The 14,351-nt window shown below is 75.0% G+C and carries 11 protein-coding genes and 1 pseudogene; 10 read left to right on the top strand and 2 right to left on the bottom strand.

The genetic code is table 11. The features are described from left to right. Positions 1-81: 81 nt before the first annotated feature. From ACFXAM_RS04515 to ACFXAM_RS04475, 9 genes are all read left to right on the top strand, one after another. A complete protein-coding gene (locus tag ACFXAM_RS04515) occupies positions 82-324 on the top strand; it encodes an acyl carrier protein (protein WP_380287507.1) in 243 nt (80 codons plus the stop codon). Then, the gene (locus ACFXAM_RS04510; protein ID WP_380287506.1) at positions 321-1,724 is read left to right on the top strand and encodes a flavin monoamine oxidase family protein; all 1,404 of its coding nucleotides are present in this window, start codon (positions 321-323) and stop codon (positions 1,722-1,724) included. Before ACFXAM_RS04515 ends, ACFXAM_RS04510 begins: the two co-directional genes overlap by 4 nt. Positions 1,725-1,822: 98 nt before the next feature. After that, positions 1,823-3,559 (top strand): class I adenylate-forming enzyme family protein, encoded by a 1,737-nt coding sequence (locus tag ACFXAM_RS04505; protein WP_380287505.1) that lies wholly within the window; start codon positions 1,823-1,825, stop codon positions 3,557-3,559. 7 nt (positions 3,560-3,566) lie between these two features. Continuing rightward, complete coding sequence (locus ACFXAM_RS04500; protein ID WP_380287504.1) at positions 3,567-5,003, top strand: KamA family radical SAM protein; 1,437 nt, start codon at positions 3,567-3,569, stop codon at positions 5,001-5,003. After that, on the top strand, positions 5,000-6,031 hold the full coding sequence (locus tag ACFXAM_RS04495) for a RimK family alpha-L-glutamate ligase (protein ID WP_380287503.1): 1,032 nt from the start codon (positions 5,000-5,002) through the stop codon (positions 6,029-6,031). Before ACFXAM_RS04500 ends, ACFXAM_RS04495 begins: the two co-directional genes overlap by 4 nt. Continuing rightward, positions 6,028-7,278 (top strand): phenylacetate--CoA ligase family protein, encoded by a 1,251-nt coding sequence (locus tag ACFXAM_RS04490; RefSeq protein ID WP_380287502.1) that lies wholly within the window; start codon positions 6,028-6,030, stop codon positions 7,276-7,278. The genes ACFXAM_RS04495 and ACFXAM_RS04490 overlap by 4 nt, the downstream gene beginning before the upstream one ends. Next, complete coding sequence (locus ACFXAM_RS04485) at positions 7,275-8,570, top strand: MFS transporter (protein WP_380287501.1); 1,296 nt, start codon at positions 7,275-7,277, stop codon at positions 8,568-8,570. Before ACFXAM_RS04490 ends, ACFXAM_RS04485 begins: the two co-directional genes overlap by 4 nt. After that, a complete protein-coding gene (locus ACFXAM_RS04480) occupies positions 8,567-9,436 on the top strand; it encodes an SDR family NAD(P)-dependent oxidoreductase (RefSeq protein WP_380287500.1) in 870 nt (289 codons plus the stop codon). Before ACFXAM_RS04485 ends, ACFXAM_RS04480 begins: the two co-directional genes overlap by 4 nt. 20 nt (positions 9,437-9,456) lie before the next feature. Further along, a complete protein-coding gene (locus ACFXAM_RS04475; RefSeq protein ID WP_380287499.1) occupies positions 9,457-10,710 on the top strand; it encodes a phenylacetate--CoA ligase family protein in 1,254 nt (417 codons plus the stop codon). A gap of 39 nt (positions 10,711-10,749) precedes the next feature. Here ACFXAM_RS04475 and paaI read toward each other — a convergent pair whose 3' ends face one another. Together paaI and ACFXAM_RS04465 are read right to left on the bottom strand one after the other, a co-directional pair. Beyond that, positions 10,750-11,145 carry a hydroxyphenylacetyl-CoA thioesterase PaaI gene (gene paaI, locus ACFXAM_RS04470; RefSeq protein ID WP_380287555.1) on the bottom strand — a complete coding sequence of 132 codons (396 nt, stop codon included), beginning with the start codon at positions 11,143-11,145 and terminating at the stop codon, positions 10,750-10,752. A gap of 202 nt (positions 11,146-11,347) precedes the next feature. Further along, positions 11,348-12,799: a WGR domain-containing protein gene (locus ACFXAM_RS04465; RefSeq protein WP_380287498.1), complete on the bottom strand. Its 1,452-nt coding sequence runs from the start codon at positions 12,797-12,799 to the stop codon at positions 11,348-11,350. 236 nt (positions 12,800-13,035) lie between these two features. Between ACFXAM_RS04465 and ACFXAM_RS04460 the strand changes: the two are divergent. Next, positions 13,036-14,351: pseudogene (locus ACFXAM_RS04460) on the top strand (hypothetical protein); the annotation flags it as partial.

The following is a 14,351-nucleotide window of genomic DNA, read 5'->3' as shown; positions in this document are numbered from 1 at the left end:
CCCGGGCCCGCGCGGACGAACGGCCCCCTCACCCGGCGCCGCCCCTGCGACGCCGCACCCCCGACGGTCCTAGGAGCCACGTTGAGCAGCACAGACACCACCCCCGCCGACACCGAGGGCGTGACGGCGATCTTCCGTCGCGTCCTGGAGACGGACGACGTCGCCGCGGACTCGGACTTCTTCCTCCTGGGCGGCGACTCCCTCGTCGCCACCCGCGTGCTGAGCGCCCTCGCCCGGACGTACGGCGTCGAGCTGTCCTTCGAGGACTTCGTGCTCGCGCCCACCCCGGCGGGCCTCGTCGAGCTGATCGCGAACGCCGGATGAGAGGCCGCAGAGTGCGCTCCGCCGTCGTCGTCGGCGCCGGAGCGGCGGGGCTGACCGCCGCCGAGGGGCTGGCCGCCCGCGGGGTGGACGTCACCGTGCTGGAGGCGCGCGAACGGGTCGGCGGACGGACCCACGGGATCGAGGTCGCCCCCGGCGCCTGGGTCGACGCGGGAGCCGCCTACCTCGGCGCCCGGCACACCGCGCTCCTGGACCTCATCAAGGAGCTGGACCTCCGCACCACTCCCACCACCATGCTCGGCGCGAGCCGCTTCGCCCTCGGGATCGAGGAGGACGGCGCGGAGGGCGCGGACGGCGGCACCGGCGAGCCGTGCGAACACGCCACCCGGGACGGCCGGTTCCCGCCGCTCAACGCGGTGGCGCTCGGCGACCTCTTCGACCACCTCGCCGAACTGACCGCCGCCATCCGGCCGGAGGCGCCCTGGCTCACCCCGGACGCCGCGCGGCTGGACACCGTCACCGCCGCCGAGTGGGCGGAGCAGTACCTCACCCACCCGCACGCCCGGCTGTTCTTCCCGCTCTTCCTGGGCGAGATGATGGCCGCCGACCCGGCCGACGTCTCGGTCCTGCACATGGCCTTCTACCTGCGGTCGGGCGGCGGCCTGCGCTACCTCAACGCCTTCGAGGGCGGCGCCCAGCAGGACCGGATCGCGGGCGGCGCCCACCTGCTCTGCGAGCGGCTGGCGGCCCGGCTGACCGGACGCCACCACGGCACCCTGCGGCTCGGCGAGGCGGTGCGGTCCGTCGAGCAGGACGCCGACGGGGTCACCGTGCGCACCGGAGGGGGCACGGCGTACCGGGCCGACGTCGCGGTGGTGGCGCTGCCGCCGCTGCTCGCCGACGCCCTCGACCTGGGGCCCGAGCCCCCGGCCCGCCGGGCGGGCGCGCGCACCGGACGCGGCTGCGCGGTCAAGGTCAACCTCGTCTACCCGTCGCCGGTCTGGCGCGAGCACGGCCTGTCCGGCTGGTCGGTCAACGCGGAGGGCCCGCTGCTCTCCACGGTGGACGACTCCCCGGCCGGCTCGGCGGTCGGGGTGCTCACCGGTTTCGTCACCGGCGCCGAGGCGCACCGCTACGGCGCACTGGGGCCGCGTGAGCAGCGCGCGGCCGCGGTCGCGCAGGCCGCCCGGCTCTTCCCGATGCTCCCCGAACCGGTCGGCTTCCACGTCACCGACTGGGTCGGCGACCCCTACAGCAAGGGCTGTTACGCGGCGCTCTTCGGGCCCGGCGACTGGCTGCGGCTCGGTCCGGCGCTGACCGCGCCGCACGGCCGGCTGCACTGGGCCGGCACCGAGACCAGCACGGAGTTCTTCGGCCTGCTGGAGGGCGCGATCCGCTCCGGCCACCGGGTCGTCGCGGAGATCCTCGACGGCGCGGCCTGATCCGCCGCCCCGGCGGCAGCACCACCCGGCACCGTTCCCCCCTTCAGCCCGTGCTCCCGTTCCACAAGAACCGCGGGCCACCCCCCTCAGGAGACGCCATGAGCGACCCGAGTTCCCCCCTGAGCAGCACCGCGCCGACCCCGGTCGCGCCGCTCGCCGCCCGCGAGCGGCTGATGGCCGAGCCCGGCCTGGGGGCCGGCAACTTCCTCGACCACGCGATCGCCGTGAACCCCAACCGCGCGGTCCCGTTCGCCTACAGCCACCACACCGACCACCGCGGCGCCGTCGTGCTGCGCGGCCACAGCCTGCTCGACCTGGCCGCGCTGCGCGACCGCTACGCCGCCTGGTACCACGCCAACGGGGTGCGCCCCGGCGAGCCGGTGGCGGTGGTGATCGCCGAGGGCCTGGAGCCGCTGCTGCACTTCCTCGCGCTCACCGCGCTGGGCGCCGTCCCGGCGCTGGTCAACGACGCCATGCGGCACGACGTGATGGTCCGCTACCTCCATCACGTCGGCGTGGTCGGCGTGGTCGCCGACGACACCACCCGGCTCGCCGCCGCCTACCGCCAGGACCCGCAGCGCCGGCCCCGCTTCCTCGCGCTCGCCGCCGAGGTCCAGGCCTTCGACGCGGAGGCCTCCGGCGCCCTGCCCGCCGGCTACCCGTACCGGCACGCGCCGGACGACGTGGTCGCGCTGATCCACTCCTCCGGGACCACCGGCACGCCGAAGTCCACCATGCTGGGGCACCGCCAGTTCTGGGACGGCAAGCAGCCGCGCATGGTGCGCTTCCCGGCCGAGCCGTACGACCGGCTGATGTCCCTGATGCCGCACACCCACGCGGGCGGCCTGAGCTACTTCCTCACCGCCACCCTGCTCGGCCTGCCGACCGTGGTGATGGCCGACTGGCGCCGGCCGGTGGTCGAGCCGGTCATGGAGGCCTTCCAGCCGACCATGGTCGCCTCCTTCCCCCGCACCTTCGTCGAACTCGCCACCGGCGAGGCGCCGGTGAGGGCCGCCGCCAGGGTGCACTCCTGGTTCAACACCGGCGACAGCGCGCACTACGGCCACATCCGCCGCCTGGTGCGCCTCGGCGAGCGCCCGGCCGGGCTGATCCGGCCCTGGCTGCTGCCGCAGGAGCGCGCCGAGCAACCCGCCCTGCCCGGTTCGCAGTTCGTCGACGGCCTGGGCTCCTCCGAGATGGGCATGGCGCTGTTCGGGCAGGTCACCACGCCGGAGTCGGAGCGCGACGACCGCTGCGTCGGCAAGCCGCTGGAGGTGGTGCGCCGGGCCGCGGTGCTGGACCAGGACGGCCACGAGGTGCCGGACGGCACGGTCGGGCTGCTGGCGATCGACTCGCCGTCGCGCACCCCGGGCTACTGGAACAACGAGCGGCTGACCAGCAGCTTCGAACTGGCCGGGTACTGGCTGACGGGGGACGTCGCCCAGCGGGACGCCGAGGGCCGGTTCTACCACCTGGACCGGACCGTGGACGTCATCGACACCGCGGCCGGCCCCGTCTACAGCCTGCCGATCGAGGAGGTGCTGCTGGCCGACTGCGCCGACCTGGTCCGGGACTGCTCGGTGGTCGGCGTCCCGGGAGTCGCCGGGGAGGGCCAACGCCCCATCGCCGTCGTCCAGTTGCAGCAGGAGGCGGCGCACGCCACGGAGGCGGACGTGCAGGAGGCCGCCAACAAGGCGCTCGCCGGGGCGGGCCTGGCCGCGCTCGCCGCCGTCCGGATCGCCCGCACGGCGGAGGAGTTCCCGCTCGGGCCCACCGGCAAGGTGCTCAAGCGCGAACTGCGCACCCGCTTCGCCACCCTCTTCACCGGCCAGTAGCCCCCGGATGGCCGACCACCGCGCGACCGCCGCCCACCCCGCGCCGTCGCAGCCCTACCAGTACGTCCGCACCCCCCTGGTGGAACCGGACTGGCGCCGGCTGCCCGGCTGGCGCGACGTGACCGAGGCCCAATGGCGCGACGCCCAGTGGCAGCGCGCCCACTGCGTCAAGAACACCCGTCAACTGCGCTCCGTCGCGGGCGACCTGCTCTCCGCCGAGGTCTATGCCCAACTCGACGCCGACCAGGCCGAGTTCGCGACGATGCCCCTACTGGTGCCGCCGCAGCTGCTCAACACCGTGGCCTCGCACGCCCCGGTCACCCCCGCGGCGTACACCGCCGCTTTCCTGACCGACCCGCTGCGCCGCTACCTGCTGCCGATGCACGCCGACCGGCTCCCGCACTGGCCCAGCCACCCCAAGGCCGAGCGCGACTCGCTGCACGAGGCCGAGATGTGGGTGACCGAGGGCCTCACCCACCGCTACCCCACCAAGGTGCTGGCCGAACTGACCGCCACCTGCCCGCAGTACTGCGGCCACTGCACCCGGATGGACCTGGTCGGCACCTCCACCCCGCAGGTCGCCAAGACCCGGCTCGCCCTGCGCCCGGAACACCGCCAGGAGCAGATGCTCGACTACCTCAAGCGCACCCCGGCCGTGCGCGACGTGGTGGTCTCCGGCGGCGACCTCGCCAATGTGCCCTGGCCGCAGCTGGAGACCTTCCTGCGCCGGCTGCTGGAACTGGAGTCGGTGCGCGACATCCGGCTCGCCAGCAAGGCCGTGGTGGGCCTGCCGCAGCACTGGCTGCAGCCCCGGGTGCTGGAGGGGGTGCACCGGGTGGCCGCGCTCGCCGCGAGCCGGGCCGTCAACCTCGCCGTGCACACCCACGCCAACCACGTCCGCTCGGTGACCCCGCTGGTCGCCGAGGCGGCCCGGGCGCTGCTCGACGCGGGCGTGCGGGACGTGCGCAACCAGGGCGTGCTGCTTCGGCGGGTCAACGACACCCCCGAGGACCTGCTGGACCTCTGTTTCGCCCTCCAGGGCGAGGCCAACATCCTGCCGTACTACTTCTACCTCTGCGACATGATCCCCAACGCCGAGCACTGGCGCACCAGCCTCCACCAGGCGCAGCGCCTCCAGGAGGCGATCATGGGCTACCTGCCCGGCTACGCCACCCCGCGCCTGGTCTGCGACGTGCCGCGGCTCGGCAAGCGCTGGGTGCACCAAGTGGTGGCCTACGACCGCGAGCGCGGCATCTCGTACTGGTCGAAGAACTACCGCACCGGCCCGGAGGCCCGCGAGTCCGGCGCCGGACCGGCCGGACGCGACGCGCTGGACCGCCTCCACCCCTACTACGACCCGGTGGACACCCTCCCCGAAGCCGGCCGCCGCTGGTGGGCGGAGCGGGCCGGGCACCCCGCACCCCAGGAAGGAGCAGCACGGTGAACCCCGCCACGCCAGACGACCCCGGCCCGCTGCGCCGGATGTGCTGGATCTTCCCCGACCGCGAGTCCACCCGGACCACCGCGACCTGGCGCCACTACTTCTGGGACCTCTACGCCGAGGTCGCCGAGGAGCTGGGCCTCACCTGGTGCCGGCACGCGCCGGACGCGGTCACCGTGGACGCCACCGACCCCGCGCACCCGCGGGTCTACGTCGACGAGGAGCCGGTCACCCCGCAGGACACCCTGTTCATCACCGCGCTCTACTCGCTGCCGTACCAGTCGATGGACGTGTTCAACCAGTACGCGCTGTACGCGGTGCTGGAGCAGGCCGGCTTCTACCTGCCGTTCCCGCCGCACGTCTCGCTGATCGGCAACGACAAGCTGGCCACCGTGCTCCACCTGGCCGACTCGCCGGTGCCGCCGATCCCCTCGATCCGGATCGGCACCGGCCGCGACGTCGCCAAGCACCACTACGAGGTGGCGCTCGGCGCCCTGACCTACCCGGCGATCGTCAAGCCGGCCGGCTGGTGCGGCGGCGGCGGGATCAACCTGGCGCGCGGACCGGAGGACGTCCGGGGCCTGGCCAGCCTCGCCCAGGGCGGCGACACCACGCTCGTCGCCCAGCCCTACCTCGGCGACGGCACGGTGGACTACCGCGTCTACGTGATCGACGGCAAGCCGTACGCGGCGCTGCGGCGGGTGCCCGAGCCCGGCTCGCCGGTGGCCAACGCCAGCCGCGGCGGCTCGATGGAGTTCCCGCCGGTGCCGCCCGAACTGGCCGAGGCCACCGCGTACTTCGCCGAGAAGCTGGCGATCCCGTTCTTCTGCGTGGACTTCCTGTACGACGGCGAGCGGTACTGGTTCTCCGAGCTGGAGCCGGACGGCGTGATCGCCCCGGACTTCGACGACCCGGGGCGCACGCTGCAACGGGACATCACCCGGGCCCGGTTCGCCGCCTACCGGAACGCCCACGCCACGTGGCTCGCGAACCGCCCCCTGACCGCCACCCCCCGATCGGACCTCCGATGACCGACGCCTTCTCCCTGCCGCCCGACGCGGCCGGGCCGCGCCTGCACGTCCCCGCCAGGACGCTGGAGCTGCTGCGGACGGTGCCCGCGCTCGCCCCGCGCTACGCCGCCCACCCGGGCGCCGTGCGCACCCTCGACGACCTGGCCGCCCTGCCGCCGCTGCTCAAGGACGACCTCAACACCGCCCTCGCCCATCTGGAGCCGCGCTCGGACACCGCCGCCACCTGGCTGTTCCAGAGCGGCGGCTCCACCGGCGCCCCCAAGGTCGGCTACGCGCCCACCGGGTTCTACATGGCCGGTGTGCACGCCCACTGGCAGGCGCTGGACCGTGACGACGTGTTCGCCAACGCCTGGGGCGCCGGCCGGATGTGGGGCGCGCACTTCCTGGCCGCCGCGCTCGCCGACCGGGCGGGCTGCCGGGTGATCGCGCTGGGCTCGATCACCCGGGAGGAGTACCCGGACTGGCTGGCCTTCCTCGCCGGCCGCGGCGTCACCGCGATCGGCGGCACCCCGAGCGTGCTGAGGCTGTGGTTCGCGCACGCCCGCGCCGCCGGGATCAAGCTGCCGACGCTGCGCAAGGTGCTCTGGCTCGGCGAGGCCTGGCAGCCGCAGCTGGAGGAGGACCTCGCGGCGGTCGCGCCGCAGGCCCGCCGCTGGGGCATGTTCGGCTCCACCGAGACCTGGGTGGTCGGCACCAACACGCCCGACTGCCCCGCCGACACCTTCCACCCGCTGCCCGCGCAGCTGGTGCACGCCGGCCCGGACGGGCTGCTGGACTTCACCACCCTCGACCCGGAGGTGCTCAACCCGGTGCTGCGCTACCGCACCGGCGACGCGGGCGAGTTGACCACCTGCCCGTGCGGCCGGGCGGGCCGCTCGTTCCGGGTGCTGGGGCGGCGCGACAACGTCGTCCAGGTGCGCGGCCTGGGCCTGCACGTGGACGAGCTGGTCGCCCGGGCGGAGCGGCAGCCCGGCGTCTCCCGGGCCCAGGTGGTGATCACCGAGGACGGCGGACGGGCCACCGGCGTGGACGTCCTGCTGCTGGCCGGACCGGGCGCCGCGGTGGACGCGGCGGCGCTGCGCGCCGAACTGCTGTCCGCCACCTTCACCCTGAGCACCGCCTTCCAGCACGACCCGGAGCACGTCACGGTGCGGGTCACGGACGCGCTGGTCAGCAACGGGCGCACCGGCAAGACCGCCTCCTTCGTGGTCCGCGAGGCCGGCGCGGCCGCCGGGGAGGCCTCGTGAGGCTGCGGCGCCCCGAGGACCTGGGGCGCGGCTTCAACCTGTTCTGGGCCGGCCAGACGGTCAGCGTGGTCGGCGACCGGATCACCGTGTTCGTCGTCCCCACCCTGATGATCTTCGTGCTGCATGCCTCCGCCCTCCAGGTCGGCGTGGTGGCGATGGCCCAGTACCTCGGCATCCCGCTGCTCGGCCCGGTCGCGGGCGTGCTGGTCGACCGCTGGGACAAGCGCCGCACGATGCTCGTCTGCGACCTGCTGCGGCTGGCCGCCGTGCTGGTGATCCCGCTCGCGTACTGGCTGGACTTCCTCTCCACCGCGCTGCTGTTCGGCTGCGTCGCGGTGATCAGCGGCGCGACCATCTTCTTCAACGTCGGCTACCTGATCGCCGTGCCCGCCGTGGTGCCGGAGGACCGGATGGTGCGCGCCTACTCCCGGCTGGAGGGCAGCAACTCGGTCTCCGAGGTGGCCGGGCCGTCGATCGCCGCCGGGCTGTACAGCGCGCTCGGGGTGGGCGCGCTGCTGGTGGACGCGGCCAGCTACCTGGTGTCCGCCGCCTGCTTCCGCTCCATGCCGCGGTGGGGCGAGCGCACGGTCGTCGAGGGCACCGTGTGGGAGCGGCTGACCGCGGGCTTCCGGATGAACTGGGCCGACCCGGTGCTGCGCCGGGTGGTGCTGGCGGCCGTCACGCTCAACTCCGGCGGGCCGGTCTTCGTCACGGTGCTGCCGGTGCTCGCCTACCGGGGGCTCGGCGTGTCGGTCGGCGTGCTGGGCGCGGCCATGTCGGTCGGCGCGGTCGGCGCGCTGATCGGCGCCGTGGTCGCCCCGCGGATCAGCGGGCGGCTCGGCCTGGGCCGGACGCTGGCCTGGTCGCTGCTGCTGCACTGCCTGGTCGGACTGGGCGTGCTGGCCGCGCCCGCGCTGCCCGCCGGGCCGGTGATCGCGGTGACCATGGGCTGCTACGGCTTCTTCATGTCCTGCATCAACGTGTGCAGCGCGCCCACCCGCCAGTCGCGGATGTCCGCCGAGCACCAGGGCGTGATGCACGCGGCGTTCCGCACCGTCACCTGGGGCGTGATCCCGCTCGCCGCGCTGGTCGGCGGCCTGGCCGTGTCGGCGCTCACCGAGCCGCTGGGCATCCGGGACGCGGCGCGCTGGGTGATGGCCGGCGGCACCCTGCTGGCCGCCTGCTCCTTCCTGCCGGCGCTCGGCATCCAGGCCCGGCTGGACGCCGCCGCCCGCGAACAGCGGCCGGAGCCCGCCGACGCCGCGCCGGAGCTGTCGGAGAGCGCGTCATGACGGCGGACGACGTCCTGCTGGTCACCGGCTGCTCCTCCGGCATCGGCCTGGCCACCGCCGTGGCCGCCGCCCGCGCCGGGTTCACCACCGTCGCCACCCTGCGCGACCCGGCCCGCGCCGACGCCCTGCGCAAGGCCGCCGAGCAGGCCGGCGTCACCCTGGACGTCCGGCGGCTGGACGTCACCGACGCCGCGTCCGTCACCGCCTGCGTCGACGGCGTGGCCGAGGCGTACGGGCGGCTGGACGCGGTGGTCAACAACGCCGGCGTCTCCAACTCCGATCCCACCCTGGAGATGTCCACCGACGCCGCGCTGCGGGCGAACCTGGAGGTGAACTTCTTCGGCGTGATCGCCGTCAGCCGGGCCGCGCTGCCGCTGCTGCGCGCCGCCGGCGGCCGGCTGCTGACCGTCGGCAGCGTGCACGGCGTGGTCGGCCAGCCGTTCAACGAGGCCTACTGCGCCGCCAAGTTCGCGGTCGAGGGCTTCATGGAGGGCCTGGCCCCGGTGGCCGCCGCGCACGGCGTACGGGTCTCCGTCGTAGTGCCCGGCTTCGTGCCCGACACCGCCTTCGGGGTCTTCCCCGACATCGACCGCCGCACCATCGAGGCCGCCTCCGGCCCGTACGCGCCGACCTTCGCCGACTACCTGGCCTGGGTCGGCGGGCAGGGCTGGGAGGCCGCCGGCCAGCCGGCCCGCGAGGTGGCCGAGGTGGTGGTGCGCACGCTGCGCGCCGAGCGGCCCGCCTTCCGCGTCCCCACCAACGCCTGGGCCGCCCGCTACCTGGAGCAGAAGCTCGCCGACCCGGACGGCTCGGCCGTCCAGACCCTCGCCCGCACCTGGATCGGCCGCTCCGGCCGACCGGACTGATCGATCGTCAGGAGCCACCCGTGCCCGCCAAGCCACTTCCCGAGCTGGTCGACTTCGCCCGCCGCAACTCCCCCTTCTACGCCGAGCTCTACCGGGACCTCCCGCCGCGCGTCGACCACCTCGGCCAGCTGCCGCTGATCGAGCAGAGCGCCTTCTGGGCCGCCAACTCCTGGCCGGACAACCGCCTGCTCACCGGCCCGCTGACGGACGCCGGCGTCTACAAGACCGGCGGCACCACCGGCGTGCCCAAGTTCTCGCCCTGGACCCGCACCGAGCACGCCGACTCGGTGACCGCCTTCGGCGCGGGCCTGGTCCAGGCCGGCCTCAGGCCCGGGCACCGGGTCGCCAACCTGTTCTGGGCCGGCCAGCTGTACGGCGGCTTCCTCTACATCGAGAACGCCCTGCACCACGCGCCGGTCGACAACGTCCGGCTGCCGGTCGGCGCCGCGCCCGAGGCGTACATCGCCGACCTGATCGACGACTTCGGCGTGGACGTGCTGGCCGGCGAGCCGATGAAGCTCAGCTCCGTCGCCGAGCACCTGGTCAAGGAGGGCAGGACCGCCGAGCGGATCGAACTGCTGCTGTTCGGCGGGGACCTGCTCTTCGCCGACCTGCGCCCGATCCTCTCCCGGGCCTTCCCCAACGCCGCCGTCGCCTCGATCGGCTACGCCTCGGTGGACGCCGGCCTGGTCGGCGCGCCGGTGCCCGGCGACGACGTCCGGGTGCACGAGGCGTTCCCCCACCGGACCGTGGTGGAGCTGGTCGACGACACCACCGGCGAGCCGATCACCGAACCGGGGGTGCCCGGGCGGGTCGTGGTCACCAACCTGTTCCGCACCCTGATGCCGATCCTGCGCTACCCGACCGGCGACCGCGCCGAATGGGTCGACGTGGAGCGCGGGCGGTTCCGCCTGGTCGGCCGGTCCGCCGAGGGCGCCCGGGTCGGCACGGTGGCGATGCCGACCGAGGAGATCCGCGCCGTGCTGCTCGCCCACGATCCGGAGCGGATCATCTCCGGCCTGCAGATGGTGCAGCGGCGCTGGGACGGCAAGGACGGGCTCACCCTGCGCCTCGGCTGCACCGAGCAGCCGCCGGCCGGCCTCACCGAGCGGCTGATCGAGGCGGTGTACGACGCGCGCCCGCTCTACCCGGACGACGTGGCGGCCGGGGTGATCCACGACCTGGTGATCGAGTGGGTGCCGCGCTCGGAGCTGGTCACCAACCCGCGCACCGGCAAGCTCCAGCAGGTCATCGACGAACGCCCGCCGGCCTGACCGGGTCCGGGGGCGCCCGCCCGGGCGGGCGCCCCCGGCTCAGTCGGTGTGCGGCGCTCCGGCCAGCATCACGCTCTGGCCGCGGAACTCCGCGATCACCTTCCCCGTCGTGTTCCGCACCGTCACGTCGTAGACGCCGGTGCGCCCGGAGCGGGTGCGCTCCACCGCCTCGGCGGTCAGCTCGTCGCCCACCGCCGCCGGCGCCAGGAACGTCACCTGCGCGCCCTGGGCGACCGTCACCGGGCCGTAGCTGTTGCAGGCGTAGGAGAACGCCGCGTCGGCCAGCAGGAACAGGAAGCCGCCGTGGGCGATGCCGTGCCCGTTCACCATCGCCGGGCCGACCGTCATCCGCATCACCGCGTGCCCGGTGGACACCCGGTCGAGCGCGATGCCGAGCCCCTGGCAGGTCCGGTCGCGCTGGTAGAGGGCGGCCATCCGGGACTGCGGCACGGCCGTCTCCGCCGACGTCCCGGAATCCGCGACGGCCTCGGTGTCCACGCTCATGACGCCCTGCTTCCCCGGGAACAGCCCGAAACGATCGGTGTGCCGTACGTGCGAATCGCACCCGCATTACACCGAGGCCCGCTCCGGGCTGTCAACGGACATCCGGCGGGAGGGGGAAGTCCGTCGGGGGAACTCAGAGCAGCCGCTTGATGTCCCCGCGGGCGCGGTAGAACGAGCCGCTGCCGGACTCCAGCACCTCCGCCACCAGGTACCGCGCGCCCGGCACCCGGATGTCCTTGGGGAACTGCACCCGGCGGGCCGGGTCGAAGCCCGGCGACACCACCCGCACCCGCAGCCGGGTGCCGTCCTGCACGCATTCCACCTCGATGCCGCCCGTCGCGCCCGCCGAACCGACGGCCACCGACTCGATCGCGGCGCCGGCCACCGCCGCCGTCCAGCCGCTGCCGTCCACCTCGGCGGCCTGCGGCAGCCGGCCGTCCTCGGCCGCGCGCACCGCCTCCTCGCTCGCGTCCAGGCAGACCAGCGAACCGTCCGTGGTCACCAGGTAGAGCCGGCCGTCGCGGTACTGCATGCTGTACGCCGAGCCGCAGCCGGTGCCCAGCTTCCACAGCCGGGTGCCGTCGGCCGCGAAGCAGTACACCGAGGAGTGGTTGTCGCCCGCGAACACGTACCGGCCGTCGGGCGAGGCCGCGCAGGAGAACACCGAGGCGTCGCAGCGGTAGCGGGCCACCTCGGAGCCGTCCGCCTTGCGCAGCCGGTGCACCGAGCCGCGCGAGGTGCCGGCGAACACCTCGTCCCGCTCCTGCCAGCCGAACAGCACCGCGCCGTCGGTGGCGGTGTGCCAGACCGGCGCGCCGCCGCGCGCCGCGAACCGGGCCACGCCGCGGGAGTGGCCGTGGTAGACGCCGTCGTCGTCGCAGCGCACCATCCAGCCGTGGCTGCCCTCGGCCGAGCGGCGCCACTGGAACTCGTCCTCGTGGTCGACGGTGGTGATCCCGCCGCGCGCGTCGGCCACGCCGAGCACGCCGTCGTGGATGTCCAGCCAGTAGATGTCGACGTCCTCGGCTATCTCGTACGCCACCCGCGGCACCTTGCCGCCCAGGTCGTACACCTTGCCGTCGTCGCAGCCGGCGTAGATCCACCAGTCGTCGGCGACGATGCACTTGACGCCGTCCGGCAGGCCGTAGCGGCCGGTCACCTCGCCGTCGTGGGTGAGGGTGTAGACGTCGCCGCGCTCGTTGCCGACCCAGGCGTGCTCCTCGCCGACGAAGATGCCGAACGCCGCCGCCCCGGAGCGGAACCGCCACAGCACCGGCGCCTGGCGGGCCGTCGAGCGGCTGCTGACGATCGCCCGGCGGGTCACCGCGCGCCGCTGGCGCACCCCGCGCACCGCCGGGGCGTAGCCCTTGCGGACCTTCTCGCCGATCTTCTTGGCGGCCGCCGAGGCGGCCTTCTCCGGCGAGGGGTAGCAGGTGGTCTTGGTCTGGCCGCTCTCGCCGATCCGCCCGTAGGTGATGGTGACGTCCGCCCCGTTGACCAGGACCTCGTAGAACTTGTGCGCGCTGCCGCTGTCCTCGGACAGCTCCAGGTAGGTCGACTGGGCGTCGGTGGCGGTGGCTGACATGGCGTGGGCCCCTTCCGGGCACGGCGTACGTGAGCTTCGGGCCGCTGCGGGCGCGGTGCCCGGCGACACCTCAGAACCTAGCCTCCGGCACCGACAACGACGCGCCCGGGCCCGGCGCGCGGCCGGCCCGGCGGGCCCGCGGTCTGCCCGAACGGACCTTCCGCTCCGCGCACCCGCTCTGGGAGCATCGTCCGCCATCCGGTCAGCAGGCACCGGCGACCGGGGGGAGCAGCCGGATGCAGGACCTCGCGCCGCCCGTCCGCTCCGCCGGGCACCCCGGCGGCCGGCCCGCGCGGTGGGTGCGCACCCGGCTGCGCGCCGCGCCGTTCACGGCGCTGCTGAACGCGGTGCTGGTGTTCACGGTGGTGCTGCTCTCGGCCGGTCTGCCGCGCGCCGTCGACCGGGGCGAGGACGCCGCGCTGCGCGACTTCCTGCACGACCGGGGCGTCGGCGCGACCAGCCTGGTCACCGACGGCACGCTCCGCCGGGGCGACACCTCCGCCGAACTGGACGCCGTCGCACGGACGTTGACGGCCCACACCGGCGGGGAGTTCCGGATCTCGGCGAGCGGGCCGGTGTACGGCGTACGCGGCAGCCGGGCCCGCACCCTCACCGGCCCGCAGCTGTCCCGGCCCGACGGCCTCCCCCCGACCCTGGGCCTGCGCCACCTCGCCCGGCTCCCCGAGCACGCCGCCCTCGTCGACGGCCGGTGGCCCGCCGCCGCCCCCGCCGACCGGCCGCTGCAGATCGTGGTGTCGCAGACCACCGCCGAGAAGCTCGGCATCCGGGTCGGCGACGTCCTGACGGACGAACCCCTCCCGCGCGCGGCGCCGTCCCCGGGGACCGAGGTGGTCGGCACCTTCCGCCCGCACGACGAGGCCGACCCGTACTGGACCGACATCCTCTGCCTCGTCCGGCCCTGCCTCCGGATCCCCGACACCTTCGAACGGCGGCGCTGGTGGGAGGCCACCGGCCTGACCGGCGGCGAGGACCTGCCCCGGCTGCTCGACTGGGCGGACGGCGCACAGCTCTCCTGGCGGCTGCCCGTCGACCCCGGCTCGCTGCGCGCCGACCGGCTGACGGCCGCCGGGCGCGAGCTCGCGAGCTACCTGACCGGCCCCACCGCCGCCCGGATCGCCGCCGAGACCGGCCGCCCCGAGCTGCGCACCTTCTCCTCCCTGCCCGAGCTGTTCGCTCTGGCCACCGCCCGCCGGGACGCCGCCGCCCCGCTGGCGGCCCTCGGCCCGGCCGGGCTGGCCGGGGTCGTCGTGGTCGTCCTCGGCCTGGCCGCCGCCCTGGCCGCCGACCGGCGCGGCCCCGAACTCCTGCTGCTCCAGGCCCGCGGCGGCTCCCGCCGGGGCGTGCTGCGACGGCTGCTCGGCGAGGGCGCGACGACCGTGCTGCCCGGGGCGGCGGCCGGCGCGCTGCTCGCCCTCCTGCTGCTGCCCGCCCCGCGCTGGGGCGCCGCCCTGCTCGCCGCCGCGGCGGCCACCGGCTTCGCCCTGTTCGCCTTCGCGGCCCGCGCGCTCGTGCTGCTCGCCGCGCGCTCCCG

It is taken from the genome of Kitasatospora sp. NPDC059462 (assembly GCF_042749955.1).
Lineage (GTDB): Bacteria > Actinomycetota > Actinomycetes > Streptomycetales > Streptomycetaceae > Kitasatospora.
This window is presented reverse-complemented; position numbering and strand designations above follow the sequence as displayed.